The organism is Fimbriimonas sp. LA-C6 (genome assembly GCF_055398105.1).
Window position 1 is genome coordinate 2,040,155 of record NZ_AP038796.1, and the last position, 20,086, is coordinate 2,060,240.

Genomic DNA, 20,086 nt, shown 5'->3' on the forward strand with positions numbered 1-20,086 from the left:
GAATTGTGCGTGGATTGGTCGCTTGGCCGCGTTGGCTTGCGCTAAATAAGGACTAAAATACGCATCGTTTTTCGCGATTTTTCGCCCTTTTTGGCCGTTTTTCTCGAAAAAACGGAGTGGTTTCTTGCGGTTTCAGTTTTTGCAAATGAGACCTCCACAGAACACTCGAAAACAACCCCTTCAGGGCTGAGGCTGACATTTTTCTCATTGTGTTGGTGACAGAGTTTGACCATCAAATCGAATTTTCTTCAGCGCGGTCAAAGCTTCTATTCTCGCTAGGATCATCATAGGCAAGGCATCTGGAGTGCGTGCGAAGCCAAATACCTTTCGTACTGCTTCGTTCAATTCAAGAACGTTCACTTCCAGAGCAACCTTTACCGTCGATAGGATGGCATCGTCTATTTCTTCTGGAGATACCCAATCAATCCGTTTCTCGGAAGATGGGAGGTCACTGCGGTTCCGAGCACGGATTTCTGGTGCCTCTGGCCAATATAGAAAATTACCGTCATGCCGAACCTGCTTAAGTGTTTTGGCTAGTGAGATTCCGCGTTTGATGGCTTCGGCGATTCGTTGACCTGCCCGGCCTTTTCCCGCTGACTCGCGGATGCGCTTGGTCAGTAGCTCTTCATGGATTGGTCCCTCGAATGCTGTTACTGTGGCGACGCAACGCGCCATTACCTCTGAGGGTATCTCATGGAGTTCCATGCCAGAGAGCTGGAATGGGCGGTCCCAAACACGATATTGGGCACCCGTTGCCGCTTTGAGTACGGGCGTTTTATTCCAGAGTTCTATGGAATCGATAGATTCAATTTCAGGCGCAGGTTGCGAAAACGTCTTAGCTGCGAGGCTCTCGTCTTCGTCACTCATCTCAATCGCTTGGTTGATGGCTGAGAGAGCGCGTTTTAGCGATGCTTCCCGATCACTCCACCAGTCACTGCTCCAAATTCGATGGAGACGCCATCCTCGCTGCTCCAAGACAATTTGCCGCAACTTGTCTCTGTCACGTGCAGATCGTGCCGAATGGTATGTCGCTCCATCGCACTCGATTCCAAGCACATAGAGCCCAGGCTTCTTGGGGTGACGTACTGCCAGGTCTATCCTGAATCCGGCGGTACCTACTTGAGGATCGACCTTGAATCCGTGTTGTTCGATTGCTTGGCGGACTTGAATTTCAAAATCCGAGTCTTCCTCCTGACCAGTAGCAAGCTGTTCTTGTAAGAAGCCCGTCTCTGCAAATTCGAGGAATATTTTAAGAGCGTTGAGGCCCGTTTCTCGCTGCTCAGAAACGACGATGTCGGCCGATCTAATTGATGAGAACACTTCAATGCGTTTTCTGGAGCGACTCATTAGAACGTTGAGTCTCCGACCTCCAGATTCTTTATTAATTGGACCGAAATTCATCGTGAGTGCACCTGTCACGTCACGACCATAGCCAACGCTAATATAGACCACGTCTCGTTCGTCACCTTGGACGGTTTCCAAGTTCTTCACCGTAAAGCGCTCAAATGGGTGAAGAGCGTCGTACTCGGTCATGAGCCCAGGATCCCCTTGGCGTAGGCGATCGAAAGCGTCTTGTATTGCTTGCTGTTGATCTTTGCTAAAGGCCACAGCCATCAAACTGTTTTGAGGCTGTTCCTTCATGTGAGCAATTGCTGCGCGCGCAACCTGCTCGGCTTGAGCAACATTGATCTTACGGGTAGCTCCCCGATCGTAAACCGCATTGGGATCGTATCTAAATCGCAGACCTAGTTCACTTTTCGCTTCAGTGGTTGCATATACGGGGCTAGGGAAAACAACGAGGCGGTCTTCGTAAAATAGTCGGTTGGAAGGTTGGATAAGTGCCTGATGAAGGCTACGGTAATGCCAGCGAAGATCACGGCGCCTGTACGAGTTTTGGACAGCGGCAGAGCATAGTGCCAAGACACTCTCCATTTTGCCAATTGCTGCGTCATATTCAAGTTCTTCGCCGTCCCCGTCATCGTTTGCAAGAGTGTCGAAGAAGCTGGTTGGAGGCATTTGCTTACTATCGCCAACAACTACAATGCTTTTGGCCCGAGCCATCGCACTTAACGCATCCTCGGGTTTGACCTGACTTGCTTCATCAAAGATTACGATATCGAAGAACTCTAGCTGGCGCGGTAAGAATGTGGCGACCGATAAGGGCGACATCATGCAAATCGGCTTAATCTTTAAGATGAGTTCTCCAAACCGCTCGAAGGCCCACCTGATCGATTTGTGTCCTCTCTTTAGCTCGCATTGCCGGAACAACTCTGCCGTAAGACCGACACTTCCAGCCTGTGGCAGTCCCCGGAGATGTGCATGTGCAACTCGCGAGCGATTGTGTTGCATGATCAGTTCGTCGAGTCTCTGGAACTCGGTTATCATCTCCTCATGCCGTTGGCGCTCAAACCTTGCCAATGACGGTCGCTCCTCGAAGGCTTGCTTAATTCCACTGTTAGCCCAGTGTCGAAGGACGTGGCTTTCTAACCTTTCACTTGCTAGTGGCCAATGTGCGGCTAGTTCTAGGACTGGAGCTAGGTTCTTCCCCTGTGCGTCCTTTACAATGAGGTTCCAACCGATAATTTCCGATAACTGACCGAGGCTCTCCAGCCATCTTCTGAGGGTCAAGGTCATGTCGGCGAGAGTCTTTGACTCCATTTGAGTTAAAGCGATTTTTAAGAGATTAGAGATTTCGCTAAGACCTGAACGTGTGGACTTTTCGAACTCAGCTAGTAGCTTAGAATGATCCTTCAGTCCAGCTGCATTAATGTCGCCATTAAAGAACTGTAATAGTGCATTGGGCAGCCGACCCGCATCAATGTCTGTTTCAATACGCAAAACCCAATTTAACAAGCTGTCCATTCGTGAGGGGTCTGTCTGCCAACCTTGCCATTGAACCCCGAACAGTTTTGCTCCTGTTTGTTCGAAGTCGAATAAGCTGCTTCGAAGGGACTGTGCTTCAAAAAGATCGCGCGATAGGTCTTTGAGATGTCCTGGAGTTGGTTTAGCGGAATCTTTGAGATAGTTTTGTATGTGAGCGGCAGCTCGCCTGAACTCCCCCGAAAGCCTCCCATAAAAGGAATCGGCTTTTCGTTCCAGTGCCAAGCGCGTGGTTGCCCAGTCCTGATCCCAAGCTAGAGGGAGCAGTCGTTGCTCATTCTGTTTACGGAGTTCCTGATACCGTGTTATATCCTTGATTGCGGAACGGACCCGAGTTTCGTCTTGGTGCCAACTTCCGAGTTTGACTGCCACTCCATCCAAGGGTGGAGCCTCCAAGGCAATCTCCACGCACCTATTGAGCATAGATATGTCTTGAAGTGTGTCTGGGCGTTCTATGCCCAGGGTGTCTGCAAGGATGTTGCGCTCTTCGATTAGTGAGTCTAAGTTTGCAATTGTTCGAGTGATCGTCCGTTCGGCGAGTATCCGTTCGTCTGGGCCAATAAACTCTAGTGCACTGCCCCAAAAGCAGTGGGCAGAGGGAATACCTATCTGCTTTGTCTTCTGCTGGATGACACGAAAAGTCTCTCGCAGCCTTTCCATGTCCAAAAATGTAGACCCAGCGAGTGCAGTCGGATCATATTTAGAATCTAAGTCTTCGTCAGTGACTGGTGGTAACCCGCAGGCCACACTCATCAGACGGCGCGGTGAGATTTGATAGGGACTGAGAGGCGCATGTAGATCTCTGACGTATTGGTTCAGATCCCGACGAAGTTCGCTCAGCCGTTCAAGTCGTTGGGTTGCTTCATTAAGTTTTGACTGTCTAAACCAAGTATTCTTGATTGATTCAAAAAACGAGCGTCGATTTGCTTTCTGGCCATGCAGTTTCAATGCAGCCTCAGCAAGACCAGCTTCTTCAAGCCGCCTATAAACCACGTCTAGAGCCGCCATTTTCTCCGAAACGAAGAGAACCTTCTTTCCATGACTAACTAGCTCGGCAACTAAGTTAGCGATGGTTTGCGATTTGCCAGTTCCGGGAGGACCTTCAACCACCATTGAAGTGCCACGGCAGGCTTCCATGATGACAAGGAGCTGAGAACTGTCCGCTGGAAACACCTCTCGTGAGTCAGTTGCTGAACGTAAGTCGTCGATTTGTGTTTCATCAGTAAAAGGAGATTCTCCGCCTTTGTAGCCTCGACCAAGGGCTGCTGATACATCTTCGTCGTTCAGAGGATTCAGGCCGTCTGGCCACTTCTGGGTATCTAGGTCTAAAAAGAGGGCAATCTTCTCGAAGCTGAAGAAATTCAACGCGATCTCGTCCACGTGGACGTGCCAGCCATCGTGGTTTCGTACCGTATCTGAGACTAAGTCGAAATAACTTGAGGGCTGGAATCCTTCCAGATCTGCTGGCATCTCAGGCAGCTCGATGCGGAACTCGGCTAGTTTTACGCGAAGGCTTTCGTTTGTGCTGATGTCTTCTTCTTCATAAATGAGTCTGAAGTCACCCTTCGGTGTTCGTTCTAGAGTTACCGGAATCAAGATAAGAGGTGCCCTGTGGGTCAGTTCCTCGTTCGGATCTTTCCACTCCAACATGCCAAGCGCTAGAAAGAGTGTGTTTACGCCTCGCTCTTCGAGTTGTTCGACGGCACTCCGCCAAGTTCCTAGTAGCCTGGATTCTCGCTTAGTTTTCGGCGTCGGCGAATAGAGGACCAAGTCTGTCTTATCGTTACCTGTGGCTGATCCTGCAAGCTCTTCTAAGGGAGCATTGTGGTCACCGGTTAGAAGTTGATCCTGCTTCTTAGATGGATCTGGGGGGCCAGTGAAGGAGAACTTCTTTCGTGCTAGTACAAGAGAGTTCCAGACCTCGGAAGACGACTCCTGTGTAATCTCAAGTCCAACTGCTGAACGCGCAATTGGGACCTTGTAGTTAATCATGCGGTTTCGCAGCGTGGTATCTATCAGCTTCTTGCGTAGATCTTCATACGCAACACGAGTCGCTGCTTCAACTGATTCAATCACTCTTTGTTTTTACCGGATTAGTCGTTACTTTTGGCCGAATGATCTATGACTAGGGTTTTTATGCACACCTAGAGCAAGACTTCGCACCGGCAACTAGAAGGGAAGACTCTGCTCTCTATGCGCCAGCCAGTGGCTTCTTTCCAAATAAAAAAGCCCCAGGTCGAGGACCTGGGGCTTTTTTGATTTGGGGTTTCTTAGAAGACAGGGACGTCGCTTCTTCTTTCGGAGACGCGGCGCTCGCTGTGGTCTAGGATCTTTTTGCGGAAGCGGAGTTGCTTGGGGGTGACCTCAAGTAGTTCGTCGTCTCGGAGCCAGGAGAGGGCTTGTTCGAGGGAGAACTCCTTGTGGGCGTCGATGACGGTGGTGGCTTCGCTGGAGGCAGAGCGGATGTTGTTGGCAGCCTTCTGTTTGGTAGCGTTGACGACCATGTCTTCGTCGCGTGAGCATGCTCCGACGATCATTCCGGCGTAGATGTCGGTGCCGACTTCGTAGAACAGGGTTCCACGCTCTTGCACGTCTTCATAGGCGTATCGGGTGATCTTTCCGGTGTCCTTGCTGATCAACGATCCTTGTGTTCGGCTGACGATTTCGCCCTTGTATGGTTTGTAGCCATCGAACACAGTAGAGATGAGGCCAAGACCGCGGGTCATGGTGAGGAAGTTTGATCGGAAACCGATAAGACCACGGGTTGGGATGCTGTAGTCGAGCGACGTCGTGTTGTTGTCGTTCTTTCGCATGTCCACCAGGTCGCCCTTTCGGCGGCTGAGGTCTTCCATCACGTGTCCAACGGAGTCTTCTGGGCACTCGAGAGTTGCTACTTCGAACGGCTCGAGGATTTCGTTCTTCTCGCCGCGCTTGAAGATAACCTGAGGTCGCGAAATCTGCATTTCGTAGCCCTCACGTCGCATCGTCTCGATGAGGATCGCGAGCTGAAGTTCACCACGTGCCTGCACCTTGACCGCGTCGGCTGGTGACTCTGGGTCGATCTTAACGGAAACGGATACCGCTTCTTCCTTCTCTACACGCTCACGGATCTTGTGGATCGTGAGGTACTTGCCGCCGTCCTTGCCTGCGAGAGGCGAGTTGTTGGCATAGAAGTTCATGGACAGGGTTGAAGGCTCTACCTTAATGGAAGGCAGGGCTTCGGTTGTATCCACGTGGGCAATCGTGTCTGAGATGAGGACCTTATCGAGTCCCGACATCATGACGATCTCGCCTGCGCCGATCGATTCGACTTCCTTGAGTTCGATTCCTTCGTATGTCCAGAGCTTGGTTACGTTGAACGCGACCTTCTTCTCGACACCTTCGCGGAGCTGCTCAACTCGGTCGCCGACCTTGATGGAGCCGCGTAGGATCTTACCGCCGAACATTCGTCCGAGGTATGGATCGTAGTCTAGGTTGTTGACCTGAAGTCGGAACGCGCCTTCCATCTCCACGCGGGGAGGAGGAACTGCGTTTACGATCATCTCGAACAGTTCGCGCATGTCCTTCTCGGAACCGTCTGCCGAGACGCGGGCAAATCCGCCTGCGCCACTGGTGAAGAGGTGTGGGAAGAACAGGTCGTCTTCGTCGGCGCCTAGGTCGATAAACAGGTCGAGTGTTTTGTCGTATGCATAAGCAGGACGTGCGTTTTCGCGGTCGATCTTGTTAATGCAGACGATGGGCTTGAGGCCGTTCTCAAAAGCTTTCTTTAACACGAAGCGTGTTTGAGGCATGGGACCCTCGTTTGCGTCGACAATGAGCAAAACGCCGTCAACCATGCTGAGCACGCGCTCAACTTCGCCACCAAAGTCAGCGTGGCCAGGGGTATCAACAATGTTGATTTTATAATCGCGGTAGCGGACGCTGGCGACCTTGGAGAGAATGGTGATGCCTTTCTCCCGTTCCAGGTCGTTGCTGTCCATCACTCGCTCTGCAACATGCTGGTTCTCGCGGAAAGTCCCCGCTTGTTTGAAGATGGCGTCGACCAGAGTGGTTTTGCCATGGTCAACGTGTGCAATGATGCCGACGTTGCGGATCGGGGAAGACATAGTCTTAATTGTACCTTTGGGGTGCAACAAGACCCCTAAATAATGGCGTTAAGGTTCCCAAGGAACGTCATTCAGGGGTAATTACGCGCAATTCTCGGGTCTTTTTGAAGGTTGGGGGCTTTGTAATGCCCCCAACTCGCTCTAGAAAGACGATCCGATGATCATGCCGTTGAGAAGAGTCTTGTACAGACCGGGCCACATGACACGCTCGGTTGGGTCCTGGAAGTACAGAATCGCGTGTCCGCCGCCCACGGGTGAATCCTGGAGGAACACGGTGTTGCGCAGGTTCTTCTCTGTATCATCGGGCCATGCCCAGCCCGTGAGGAGCTTGGTCACCTTCTCGTCGTTCGATAACGTAATGATGCTTCCGCCCTCTTTGCGAGTGGTGTAGAAGCGGCCGCCTTGGATGGGGACGGCGAGTTCGATCTTTCCGGTCGCGGGTGCTTCGTAGCCATAGCTGAGGAAGCTTCGGGGATCCATCTCTGCCTTGAACAAGGCTCCGGGCAGGCTCTGAGGGTCGCCCTTCACTTCTGATAGCTCGGTGAAGCCGCTGGAGCCTACTGCCCAAGAGCCATCGAACGCGACGGCGCAGTTGCCAGCCGCGATCCAGTCGCGCAGTTTGCCACCGGTGCTACCGGAAGCGCCGGATGGGAACACGATGCAGGTGTACTTGCTGAGATCGCCCGCGAGTGCGCTGGAGCTGATTGCTGTGAACGGCAGGTGGAACACGCGATCCATGAGATACCAGATGTATCCGCTCTGCGCCAGATTTACGCCGTTGCCCATGACGACCGCGATGTTGGGTTTCTTTAGGGTGACGGTTGTGTCGCTGCCGGGGCTGTTGCGGTCGTTGTCGGGGTAGCTGCTGGTGAGTGGCTCTACGGCAACGTCACGCTTTCCGGCGATCTCGCAGAGCACCTTTCCGAAGCCTGGTTCGTTGTGTCCTGCCAAGAACAGGAAGGTGCCTCTGGGGTAGTCCACGCCACCTAGTCGCATAGGCTTGGTCGTCACGGACCCTCTGACACCTGCCTGGAGGATTTGGAACACCGCAAGAATGTCCTCCTGATCCTTGTATCGAATGGCGTATCCCACGGAACTATCGACTTGGAGTGTGCCGACCTTTCGCTTCATTTCGACCAGCTCCACTGGGGGAGTGGATTCGCACCACCAAGCCTTGAGGCCGTGAGCGTAAGGAAGTGCCCATCCGGTCCAGTCGTAGAACTCTGAGCCATCTGGTCCGGGATACTTCTCACCTTCTGGAGCGGTCTTTTTCTTTTCCACCTGAGCCTTGATGAACTCGGCTTCAAACTGTCCACCTGGTTCGAGGAGTGCCTTTGCGAGTGCTCCTTGTGGTTGAGCCATGTCGACCACCAGCACGTTGTCTTCAAAGGATGTGTCGGCCACTTTTCCAGACCAGAAGTCGTGTGCTCCTGGCTGCTTGAAGGGCTTTGCGAAGAAGGAGGTGATGCCTGCGTAACCCAATTGTTCAGACAAGCGTCTTAGCGGACGCTCGTCTTTGCTGGTCAGGACGACTCGCTGGAACTTGCCTGCTGAAGCGCCACTGACTGCGTCCTTTTTGAACTTCGCGTAGTCTGCCAAGAGAGCGGAAGCGTTCTCTGCCGTTGCTTCCACCACGGCTCGGGCGCTGACGAAGTGCTTGAAGACTCCCTGCTTTAAGGTGACTTTGCTGCCGTCTGGTCGATCTTGGACAAGGACTCGGCCGCCGTCTGTCTCGTGGGTCATACCGATTGCGCCGCTGAGGGTGGTGCTGGCGTCCAGATAGCCGGGATAGTAGAGGTCGAAGGTGTCCTTTACGAAGTAGTTGAGACCCAGTGAGTCGAAGGCTTTGCCCGTCGCTCGGCCGTAGAGCTCGGTCCATTTTGCGTTGCGCTCGCGTCCCACATTGGGGTTGATGGACATTGGCTCGGGTGGGAAGAAGTAGGAGCCGACCTGACCGTGTTGGTCGATGTACACCTGCGGGCCCCACTTCAGCATCTCTGCGAACTCTTGGCGGGTTTCGTCTTGACTGAAGGCGACGCGGTCTCGGTTCATGTCGAACCGGTAGTGGTTCAGTCGTCCGTAGACCGTTCCGGGCTGGTAGGACTCGAAGGCGCCTGAATCCGATGCGCCCATGGCGATGCTGTTGTAGTAGACGACGTATCGCTCGTGGCCGTCGGGGTTGTAGACCGGGTTGAGCATGATCACCGACTTATCTAGGGCGGTGGTTAGGCGGGGGTTCTTGGATGCGACCAGGTTGTAGAGGGTCCACATGCCGGTTTCGAAGCTTGCGGTCTCGTCGCCATGGATGCATTCGTTGATCCATGTGATGGGGACGGTCTTGCTGGCATCGCCTTTGCCTTGGGCTAGAAGGTGGTGCTGCTGTTGGATCTCGTCCAGATGGGCCATGTTTTTGGCGGAGCTGATCGCGATCACGCGCAGAGGGCGGCCTTCGGCGGTCTTGCCGTATTGGATGATCCGAACCGTTGCCTTGGCTGCCTGGGCGATGGCCATGATGACCCGCTCTTGGTCGCGGAAGTTGGTGTGTTTCTCGCCAGGGCCGTAGGAGAGGATGCTCTCTGGTCTTGGGATCGAGGCATCGTAGGGGCCGTCGGCGTAGAAATCGAAAGTGCTACCGCGCAACAGAGTTGCTACCAGCAAGGTCGTCAGCATGTCGCATTTTAGCAGGGTTCTGCGAACTCAGGTGTATGCTCCTGCTGGTTGGTAACGCACATGATTGTCCCCCTCCTTCTCGGATACATGCTGAGCATGCCGCTTCAGTCCAAGCCGTTGCTCCAAGACACTCTGGCAGCCTCGTTTGTGAATCCACCTGACTCGGCCAGACCCTGGGTGTATTTCTACATCATGGATGGGACGCTGACGAAGGAAGGGATTACGACCGACTTTGAGGCGCTGAAGAAAGCGGGCATTGGTGGGCTGATGTTTCTTGAGGTGAACATCGGGATTCCGCGTGGGCCGGTTGAGTTTATGAGCCCTCAGTGGCGACAGCTTTTTAAGCACGCTGTGTCGGAGGCGACTCGTCTTGGGCTGGAAATCACCCTGAATGCGGGTCCGGGGTGGACGGGGAGCGGGGGGCCTTGGGTGAAGCCTGAGCAGTCGATGCAGAGTTTGGTGGGCAGTTCTACAGAAGTGACGGGGCCAGTCCACTTTGATGCGAAGCTGCCCCAGGCACCTCGTCCGCGGCCTTACTTTGGGGACTCGTTGCCGCCTGTGCTTAAGAAGGCGGCGGATGAGTTTTATCAGGACGTGGCGGTTCTTGCTATCCCTACTCCTAGTGGGAACGACAAGATAACGGACCTTCCGGAGAAGGCGCTTAATTTGAGACATGCGGTGTCTTCGATGTCTTATGCGAAGTTCACTTTGCCCTCGCCTGCGAAGTTCCCCGACTTTCCGGGCAATGCCATTACGCCGCAGTCGGGCGTTATTGATCTGATCTCCAAGCTGACTGCTGATGGGCGTCTCGTTTGGGATGCGCCCCCTGGGAAGTGGACCGTCTTACGATTCGGATGCACGACGACGGGCGCTTGTACTCGCCCTGCACCGGAGCCTGGGATTGGGTTGGAGTCTGACAAGATGGACAAGGCGGCTCTGGATGCCCACTTTGAGGCGTTTGTGGGGACGCTTTTGCGCGAGATTGGGCCGCAGAACCCTAATTCTCAGGGCGGTCTTAAGATGTTGCACATCGATAGTTGGGAGATGGGGTCTCAGAACTGGACTGGCCAGTTCCGCGATGAGTTTAGGAAGCGAACGGGTTATGACCTGCTTCCCTATCTGCCGGTTATTGCGGGGCGGGTGGTGGGTAGTTTGGAGGTGTCTGAGCGGTTCCTTTGGGACCTGCGGCAGGTGGCGCAGGAGCTGGTGATTGAGAATCACGCGCGTCATCTTGCGGAGCTGGCTCATAAGAACGGGATGGGGCTTTCGATTGAGCCTTATGACATGAATCCGACCTCGGATATGAGCCTTGGGGCGGCGGCGGATGTTCCGATGGCGGAGTTTTGGCTTCACGGGTTTGACACTTTCTTTAGCGTCACGGAGGCTGCTTCGATTGCGCACACGAATGGCAAGCGGGTGGTGGCTGCGGAGGCGTTTACTTCGTCGGACGACGAGGCTTGGAAGGACTATCCGACTACGATGAAGGCTCTGGGGGACTGGGCTTTTACTGCTGGCGTGAACCGATTTAACTTCCACAGGTACCAGCATCAGCCGGTGTTGAACCACTCACCGGGGATGACGATGGGGCCGGGTGGGGGATATGGGGTTCATTGGGATCGGACTCAGACGTGGTGGGATCTTGTGCCTGCTTATCACACCTACTTGTCGCGGTGTAATCAGCTTTTGCGGCAGGGGACTTCGGTTGCGGATGTTTGTTTTTTGGTGGCAGAGGGTGCGCCTCATGTGTTCTTGCCGCCGCCTTCGGCTACCCGGGGTACCCCGCCTGACCGGCTGAGTTACAACTTTGATGGGTGTGCTCCGGACACGCTGATCGAACGGATGAGCGTGAAGAATGGGCGGCTTGTTTTGCCTGACGGGATGAGCTATCGGGTGTTGGTTTTGCCGTCGCGAGAGACGATGACGCCAAAGCTGCTACGGAAGGTACGGGATTTGGTGGCTGCGGGGGCTACGGTGGTGGGTCCTCGTCCTATTAAGTCGCCTAGTCTTGTGGGTTATCCGCAGTGTGACGACCAGGTGAAAGCGATTGGGGATGAGGTTTGGGGTGCTTGTGATGGGGTGAATGTGCGGGAGCATGCCTTTGGCTCTGGGAGAGTTTATTGGGATGCTCGTGTTGCGCCTAAGAAGGTTGCACCGCTTCTTACTGCCAAGTGGATCTGGTATCCGGAGGCTGGGAATCCTGCTGCGGAAGCGCCTGTTGGGAAGAGGTTTTTTAGGCGGGCTATTCAGGTGAGTTCGGGGGTGCAGGCTGCGCAGATCCAGATGACGGCTGACAACTCGTTTGATCTGTTTGTTAATGGTCGGCTTGTGGGGAGCGGTGATAACTTCAATCAGACTTATACGTTTGACGTTGCGCCGTTTTTGAAGGTTGGCGAGAACGTGATTGAAGTGGAGGCGGTGAATGCGGGGGAGAAGCCGAACCCTGCGGGTCTGATAGGGGCTGTGGAAGTCAGCTACCGGTCGGGGAGTGGGTTGGTGGTGACCACCGATGATCAGTGGAGTGGTTCTACCTCTCGGGTTGAGTGGAAGCCGGTGCAGCTTTTGGGGGATTTTGGGACGCTGCCTTGGAATCGGCAGGGGGAGTCTAAGGAGCCGGATCAGTATGGGGACTATCGGTTCGTCACTCAGATCCTTGGGCTTCAGAATGTGCAGCCGGATTTTGGGTCCGAGACTCCGCTTCGGTATACGCATCGGGTGGATGGGAATACGGACATCTACTTTGTGGCGAACCCCAGCGACAAAGAGGCGGATGCTAAGTGTGTGTTTCGGGTGGCTAATCGGCAGCCGGAGCTTTGGAATCCTGTGACGGGTGAGATTCGTGAGTTGCCGGAGTTCCAGATGCTTGGGGACCAGACGATTGTTCCGATCAAGTTTGCTCCGTTGCAGTCTTACTTTGTGATCTTCCGAAAGCCAATTTTGTCGGCAAGTTCGACGGGGCCGAATTTTAGAGGCTCCAGCGTGATTTCTTTGGTGAAGGGGTCTTGGAATGTTTCGTTTGATCCCAAGTGGGGTGGGCCTGCTTCGGTGGCGTTCCCGTCGTTGGAGGATTGGACCAAGCGGCCTGAGGATGGGATTCGGCACTATTCGGGGAAGGCTGTTTATCGGAAGAGCTTTGATGCGCCGGTGGTGGTGAAGGGGAATCGGGTTTATCTGGACCTGGGAACGGTCAAGAATATGGCTCAGGTTCGGCTGAATGGGAAGGATTTGGGGGCTGTTTGGTGTGCGCCTTGGCGGGTGGATGTGACCGGTGCGTTGAAGGCGAAGAACAACCAGTTGGAGATCACGGTGGCGAATCTTTGGGTGAATCGGCTGATTAAGGACAGTGGCTTGCCGGCGGCGAAGCGGCTCACTTGGGTGGATGGTGGTAACCCTTATTCGCCTAAGTCGCCGCTGGTTTCATCGGGGTTGTTGGGGCCTGTGAGGCTGGTGAAGGAGCCTCAGTAGGCTAGATTTTGGGAGTTGGCGACTCTCCCTCTGTAAAATCACCAGGAATTTGCCGAAGATCAATCAAGGGACGCTGAGTAAGCATCCTGAGTTTCTATCATGGCGAGCGAGCGGCGATTAAGCAAAGCAGATCAGGCGGTCAGCATCAGCGTGGCCAGCCGGATTACCGGTGTTGAGGTCCATACCCTTCGATACTGGGAAAAGGAATTTGAACAGTTCTTGGACCCAATTCGAACGGAAGGCGGGCAGCGCCGTTATCGACCCGAAGATATTCAAACCGTTTTTCTGATTAAGCGGTTGCTACGAGACGAGATGTTTAGCATCGCAGGGGCGCGACGCCACCTTGCAAGGACCGGATCTCAAGCAGCGTGAACAACATCCTGGACAAGGTCATCGAGGCATCGACGAACCGACGCTATGCAGATGCGCTCGGGCTTATCACGACTGCCCTTGTCCAGGACCCTACCAATCGAGATCTCCTCTGTGAGCGTGCTCTTTGCAGCATGTACTTCTCCAGCGAAGCAGAGGCGATTCAGCTTCTTCCCAAGTTAGAGGGCGCGAAGCGATACGACCTTCTTTGCGAACTGCTGGGCGATTTTCTTACCTGTACTCTCCAGTTGGATCCGACTAATGCTGAGGCGGCGGTGGCTCTGGGGCGAATTTCCAGTCACTACAACAGTTCGGGTCGCCATGTGGGCACGAAGCTGACGGCTTGTCTGATCACTAAGAACGAAGAGGAGAACCTTGATCGGTGTTTGAGCAGCCTTAAAGGGGTGGTCGATGAGATCGTGGTGGTGGATACGGGCTCTACTGATCGGACGGTTCGGATTGCCAAGAAGTATGGGGCGATCATTGGCAGCTTTGAGTGGTGTGATAACTTTGCGGCGGCGCGGAATGAGGCACTTAAGCTGGCGACTGGCAATTGGGCGCTTTGGATTGATGCTGATGAGGAGCTAACGCCGGAGAGTGCGGCGGCTATTAAGCATGGGATTGCTCGGCCTCAGTTTGGCGGGTACGACATTGAGATTTTGAACTTTACGGACGAGCGGGAGGGTGGCAATGAGTTTCGCCACTGGCCGACTCGGCTGTTTCGGCTTTTGCCTGGGGTCCAGTTTACGGGAAGGATTCACGAGCAGATTACGCCTTCGCTTGCCAATCTGGGCATGCAGTGGGTGCGGCTTGACGGCGCTCAGTTGCTGCACTATGGGTATCGGCCTTCGGTGATGGAGGCGCGGGGGAAGATTGAGCGGACGGTTCGGATTCTTGAGAAAGAGGTGCGTGAGTCGCCTCGTGATCCGTTCCACTGGTTCAACATGGCCAACACTTATTTTGTTGCCCATCGTTTCCCAGAGGCCGAAAATGCGGCCCTGACCTGCATCAATCTGATGGCTCCGGATGCTGATTACGGACGGCTTGCCTACCAGATCGTTGCTGTGTCTGCTGGGAACCAGAACAAGTTTGACCATGCTCTTAAGGCGTGTGATGAGGCTGATGCCAAAGGGTTTGGCGGCATTATCAATGAGTTTGAGCGCGCACAAATCTATCTGAAAGCGGGGCGGCACAATGAGGCGCTGCTGGCTGCCGAGAAGTGCATGAAGTGCGATTGGCCTACCGGGATGACGGGGGATCGGGGGATCTTTACGCACAAGCGGCTCGTGGTTCTTGGGCAGATTTATGCCGTTTTGGGACGGTATAAGGATGCTCTTAAGGCACTTGATCAGGCGCTCGAAATCGATCCGAACATGCCTTCTGCCCTCTATTCTAAGGGCGCGATTTTAGAGAAGATGGGGCGTGAGGAAGAGTCGCTGTCGTACTTCCGACGAGCGGTGATCGACCCAGAATCGGCTGCTCTTGCCAATAAGGGCGTTGGGAGAATTTCGCTTCATATGCAGAAGTTCAGGGACGCTGTGCAGGCGTTTCAATCCGCTTGGGAAGCGGCGACTGATGACTACGATGCGTGGGTTGGGTGGGTGAATGCTTGTGAGGCGCAGGGGGACATGGCGGGGCTGCTGTCTGCTTATGATGCTTTTGCGAAAGTACACGAACCGACTGCCGAGATCCTGATCAACTGGGGACGAACATTAGAATCTGCTGGTGATGCGGAGCGGGCGCTTCAGTGCTTTACGGAAGCGATTAAGCGAGAACCCGAGTGCGCGAATGCGTACTTCAACTGCGGCGATCTTCTGTATCGGCTGGGACTACCGCAGGATTCTGCCCATCTTTACCAGACGGGCCTCAAATACGATCCGCTTAATGCGGATGCGTGGTTCACCTTGGGTAACTCTCTGGCTATGTCAGGGCTCAATGAGGGGGCCATCAAGAGCTACAACCAAGCGATTGCGTTGAATCCTGCTCATGAGCGGGCGCGGCACAACATCAAGATCGTGCAGAGCGAACAAATCGCTGCGGCTTAGGTCGAAATTTCGTATGCTGTCATAGACGGCAGGCATACATATGATTACCCTCCAGCTTTGGGCGACGATGCTCCTTTCGGTTTGTGCTCAGGCAGATCAGAGGATTTGCAGCTTCGAGACGCAAGAGATGGCTCTGTTGAAAACGAACAACAGCGGCTTTCAGCAGATTCAAAAAGGGGCGTCGCATGCGTTGGACATTACGTTCCATCCATCTGAGTGGCCCAATGTCTTACTGAAGCCTAACACTCCCTGGAACTGGAGTGGCTCTGGGGCGCTCGCGCTTGACGTCGTCAACCCAACCAAATCCACGCTCACCTTTGGTGTGCGATTTGATGATGCTGAGACTGCTGATGGGTGGCAGCACAGCCGTACCGCAAACGTTGCGGTTGAGGCAGGCAAATCTCAAACGGTGTACATCGCTCTCGCGTCACAAGCTGAAGCGCTTGGGATGAGAGCTGGACCGGGATATCCGAACGGAACCACGAGTAGTGCGAATGGAGCACCGGGGTTTGATGCAAGCCACGTGGTCCAACTGCAGATCTTTATGCACTTGCCCAAGGAGGCGACGCATCTGATTGTGAGCAATCTCCGAACCGTGGGTCCGATACCAATGAAAGGGATCGTGGATCGGTTTGGGCAGTATGCGAAATCGGATTGGCCGGGCAAAGTCCACTCCCTTGACGACCTTAAGAAGCCTGATTCGTTGCCCACGCACAAGAGCGATGAGAAGCGGGACTCCTATGGGGGATGGGCGGACGGGCCAAAGCTCGACGCGACAGGCTTTTTCCGTACAGCCAAGGTCGGGGATAAGTGGAGCTTGGTCGATCCTTTAGGGCATCTGTTTGTGTCGCTAGGGGTGGACACGATCACGCCGAACGAAGACACTTTTACGGAGGGCCGAGAATCGCTGTTTGAAGAGCTGCCTAAGGCTGGGGACCCCGCTGCGAGATTTGCTTTTCAGGTCACGGGTATGCATTCTGGCCCCCGGAAATCGGGGCAAGCCTTCAATTTTTATGGCGCGAACCTCTACAGAAAATACGGCGAGAACTATCTCTCCATGTGGCAAGAGAGCGTTCTCAAGCGACTCTCCGCGTGGGGGTTCAACACCATTGGCAACTGGTCGGATGAACGTTTTTACACCACCAAGCGCATGCCCTATGTGGCGACTGGCGGTGTCTATGGAGATCATCCACGCATTGAGAGCGGGACCGACTATTGGGGCAAAATGCACGATCCTTTTGCCCCTCAGTTCAAAACCGACGCGGAGAACAGCCTTAAGGATCTGATTCGTAAAGTTAAAGGAGATCCCTGGTGCATTGGGTACTTCGTTGATAACGAACTGAGCTGGGTCGGCGACGGACCTGATGGGGCGTATGGACTTGCTAAGGGTGCTCTGTCTGACGCAACCTCTTCCGCGAGAGCTGCGTTCATCAAACAACTCAAGAGCAAGTACGGCGATCTATCGAAGCTCAATCAATCCTGGCAGTCGTCCTTCGACAGTTGGGAATCGGTGCGTGCGATTGTGCCCAGTCGTTCCGCTTATCGGACCGACGCGTCGGAGTTCGTCCATGCGTTCGCTACGAAGTACTTCCAGACTATCTCTAGCATCCTCAAAAGAGAAGACCCGAACCATCTCTATCTGGGTTGTCGATTGGCTTGGAAGACTATTGAGGTCGAGAAGGCAGCGGCGGAAGTGTGCGATGTTGTGAGCTATAACATCTACCAAAAGAGCATCGATTCTTCAACGTGGGGCTATCTCAAGGAACTCAACAAGCCGTGCATTATTGGCGAGTTTCATTTTGGAGCGGTGGATCGGGGCATGTTCCATCCTGGATTGGTTCCTACCATTAACCAAGCGGAACGCGCTGCGTACTACAAAGCCTATATTGAGAGTGTTGCGGCGCATCCGTCCTTCGTGGGTTGCCATTGGTTTCAGTATGTTGACGAGCCGCTCGTGGGCCGTACCTGGGATGGAGAGAACTACAACATTGGTCTTGTGACGGTTACGGATACACCTTACGAAGAACTCACAAGGGCTGCAACTCAGGTGCAATCTCGAATCTACCGGCTTCGATTCCCTCCTAGAAAATAGTCAATCCCTTCGTTTGTTTTGCTTTCAAATCCGGTCGAAGGGAATCGTTCACAATCATAGAAAGAGGTGTGTTTGTGCCTCCTTTGATTTACCGATGCGATCACTCATCCTAGAAGCCCCCGGCAGACTGACCCTTTGCGAGGTGGATGTCCCTACTCCAGGAGTTGGCGATGTTCTGCTTAGCGTAAAAGCTGCTACTACTTGTGGAACGGACCTTAAGGCGTTTCTCCGAGGTCACTCGCAGATCCCTATGCCTGGCCCCCTGGGGCATGAGTATAGCGGTGAGGTGGTTGCGGTGGGTGAGGGCGCGCCTTTCAAGGTCGGCGATGCTGTGATGGGTGTTCACTCGGCTCCTTGCCAGAGCTGCTACTGGTGTCAGCGCGACCAGGAGAATCTGTGCGAGAGCATTATGTCTTCCAAGGTGCTGGGCTCGTATGCGGAGTACTTGCTGGTTCCCGCCCGCATTGCGAAGCTCAACATGTTCCTGAAACCTGCGCATGTGTCTTTTGAGCAGGCTTCCCTGCTGGAACCGCTGGCTTGCGTGGCACAAGGGATTCTGGAGCTTCAGCGATCTCAGGCTTTGAGGGTTGAGCATAATCCGTCGGTTCTCATCATTGGCCCGGGAGCTATTGGCCTGATGTTCGTGGCTGCGCTGAAGCTTCTTGGAGTTAAGGATGTGGTCCTCGCGGGTAGAAACCCCTTGCGACTGGCGGCGGGCGAGAAGCTCGGAGCCACTACGGTTCCCTTTGAGGAGGCACAACCCTTTGAGGGACGCGGATTTGATGTGGTGATTGAGTGCACCGGTCAGGTGTCGGTGTGGGAGAAAAGTGTGGATTTCGCCCGCCGTGGAGGCACAGTTCTGCTGTTCGGCGGCTGCGCTGGGGGGACGAAAGCGCAGTTCGACACGCACCGACTGCACTACGATCAGATCATCCTGATCTCACCTTTCCACTTCGGGACCCAAGCGGTGAAAACCTCCCGGGACTGGATCTCGAATCCTAACTTGGATCTGAGCAGCCTCATCACTTCCGAACGATCCCTTGAGGAAGCGGATCAGGTCTTTGAAGACCTTCGGACGGGCAAAGGAATCAAATACGTTTTCAAACCATGAAAGTAGCGCGATACATCGGCAACGGACAGGTCTCCATTGTGGAGGAGCAAGAGCCTACGTGTCCTGAGGGCGGTTTGCTCATTGAGACCGAAGCTTGTGGGCTGTGCTCTGGCGAACTGATGGACTGGTACATGGATCGCAAGATCCCTCACGTGCTGGGGCATGAGGTTGCGGGCAAGGTGATTGAATCTCAGGACCCGCGCTTCCCTATTGGGGCACGCGTGTTCCCGCACCATCACGCTCCTTGCTTGAAATGCGATCTCTGCCAAGCGGGTCAGTATGTTCACTGCGAACAGTGGAAACGGACCAAGCTTGTGCCAGGTGGCATGGCGGACCGGTTTGCGGTGGGACCAGAGAACCTGAACGACACGGTGGTGATTGATGATCTGCGAGCGGTGGATGGGGCGCTTATCGAACCGCTGGCGTGTGTCGCCAAGTCGATTCGCCTCTCTCAAACAGATGCCTCCCACCGAATCGCTGTCGTGGGCCTTGGAGTGATGGGTCTGATGCACATGCTGGCGCTACGGCCCTCTGCTATTGGGTATGACCTGAACGAGTCGCGTGTGTCTTGGGCTAAGGAGCTCGGGCTGGAGGCTCAGACACCCTCTGGAGCTCAGTCGGCTCAGACTGTATTTGTGTGTCCGGGGTCGCAAGCTGCTTTTGAGTTCGCCCTTGGCATCGTTGAAGCGGGTGGAACTATCGTGATGTTTGCACCTTTGGGTCCCGGGGAGGACTTACGGATGCCTCAGTCGGCGTATTTTAAAGATGTACGCATCGTCAACGCCTACTCGTGTGGTCCCAACGACACTCAGCAGGCGGCGAGTTGGATTCGTGAAGGGAAGATCAGAGCCGAGCAGGTAGTAAGCTCTTTCATTGAACTCTCCGAGCTTCCTGAACGTTATTTGCAAATGAAGAAAGGTGAAATCTTAAAACCGATGGTCGTGTGGTCATGATCACGCGCAACGAGGGGTTTTCATTTCCTGATGTGGAGATGACGACCTACAAGGACGAACCCGGCACGTGGGTGGCTGTCTCGCGGCGCATTATCGGCGGCGGTGATTCGAAGTTTGAAGCGCGATACTTTGAGCTGGCACCGGGCGGATACACCTCTTATGAGAAGCACGAACACGAACACTTTGTGGTGGTCCTACGTGGAAACGGAACGGTTTGTCTGAATCAGGACTGGTCGGAGATTTCCACAGGCGACGTGGTCCGAGTTGCTGGTAACGTTCCTCATCAGTTCAAAAACGACACCAAGGAGCCCTTTGGAATCCTTTGTGTGGTGGATAAGGAGCGGGATAGACCTATTCTGCTTAACACGGACGGCACCCCTCGCGCGTCGGAATAAAAC

Annotated in this window: 10 protein-coding genes; 7 read left to right on the forward strand and 3 right to left on the reverse strand. The window is 54.2% G+C overall.

Going from position 1 to position 20,086, the window contains the following annotated elements; all coding sequences use genetic code 11:
- Nucleotides 1-204 precede the first annotated feature (204 nt).
- The 3 genes from ACZ51B_RS09445 to ACZ51B_RS09455 form a co-directional block, all read right to left on the reverse strand.
- Nucleotides 205-4,956, reverse strand: a complete 4,752-nt coding sequence (locus ACZ51B_RS09445; protein ID WP_464296997.1) for a DUF3320 domain-containing protein — start codon at nucleotides 4,954-4,956, stop codon at nucleotides 205-207.
- A 194-nt stretch (nucleotides 4,957-5,150) separates the two neighbouring features.
- A complete protein-coding gene (gene typA / locus ACZ51B_RS09450) occupies nucleotides 5,151-6,986 on the reverse strand; it encodes a translational GTPase TypA (protein ID WP_464296998.1) in 1,836 nt (611 codons plus the stop codon).
- 141 nt (nucleotides 6,987-7,127) lie between these two features.
- Entirely contained in the window at nucleotides 7,128-9,656 is a 2,529-nt protein-coding gene (locus ACZ51B_RS09455) for a M14 family zinc carboxypeptidase (protein WP_464296999.1), read from the reverse strand.
- A gap of 60 nt (nucleotides 9,657-9,716) precedes the next feature.
- Between ACZ51B_RS09455 and ACZ51B_RS09460 the strand changes: the two genes are divergently transcribed.
- The 7 genes from ACZ51B_RS09460 to ACZ51B_RS09490 all read left to right on the forward strand — a co-directional run bounded on the left by ACZ51B_RS09460 (nucleotide 9,717) and on the right by ACZ51B_RS09490 (nucleotide 20,083).
- Nucleotides 9,717-13,118: a glycosyl hydrolase gene (locus ACZ51B_RS09460; RefSeq protein WP_464297000.1), complete on the forward strand. Its 3,402-nt coding sequence runs from the start codon at nucleotides 9,717-9,719 to the stop codon at nucleotides 13,116-13,118.
- A gap of 99 nt (nucleotides 13,119-13,217) precedes the next feature.
- Nucleotides 13,218-13,490 carry a MerR family transcriptional regulator gene (locus ACZ51B_RS09465; protein ID WP_464297001.1) on the forward strand — a complete coding sequence of 91 codons (273 nt, stop codon included), beginning with the start codon at nucleotides 13,218-13,220 and terminating at the stop codon, nucleotides 13,488-13,490.
- Nucleotides 13,487-15,532 (forward strand): tetratricopeptide repeat-containing glycosyltransferase family 2 protein, encoded by a 2,046-nt coding sequence (locus ACZ51B_RS09470; protein WP_464297002.1) that lies wholly within the window; start codon nucleotides 13,487-13,489, stop codon nucleotides 15,530-15,532. The genes ACZ51B_RS09465 and ACZ51B_RS09470 overlap by 4 nt, the downstream gene beginning before the upstream one ends.
- Before the next feature lie 40 nt (nucleotides 15,533-15,572).
- A complete protein-coding gene (locus tag ACZ51B_RS09475; protein ID WP_464297003.1) occupies nucleotides 15,573-17,624 on the forward strand; it encodes a hypothetical protein in 2,052 nt (683 codons plus the stop codon).
- A gap of 94 nt (nucleotides 17,625-17,718) precedes the next feature.
- Nucleotides 17,719-18,735: a zinc-dependent alcohol dehydrogenase gene (locus ACZ51B_RS09480; RefSeq protein ID WP_464297004.1), complete on the forward strand. Its 1,017-nt coding sequence runs from the start codon at nucleotides 17,719-17,721 to the stop codon at nucleotides 18,733-18,735.
- A complete protein-coding gene (locus ACZ51B_RS09485) occupies nucleotides 18,732-19,688 on the forward strand; it encodes an alcohol dehydrogenase catalytic domain-containing protein (RefSeq protein ID WP_464297005.1) in 957 nt (318 codons plus the stop codon). Before ACZ51B_RS09480 ends, ACZ51B_RS09485 begins: the two co-directional genes overlap by 4 nt.
- Nucleotides 19,685-20,083 (forward strand): cupin domain-containing protein, encoded by a 399-nt coding sequence (locus ACZ51B_RS09490; RefSeq protein WP_464297006.1) that lies wholly within the window; start codon nucleotides 19,685-19,687, stop codon nucleotides 20,081-20,083. Before ACZ51B_RS09485 ends, ACZ51B_RS09490 begins: the two co-directional genes overlap by 4 nt.
- The last annotated feature ends 3 nt before the right edge of the window (nucleotides 20,084-20,086 follow it).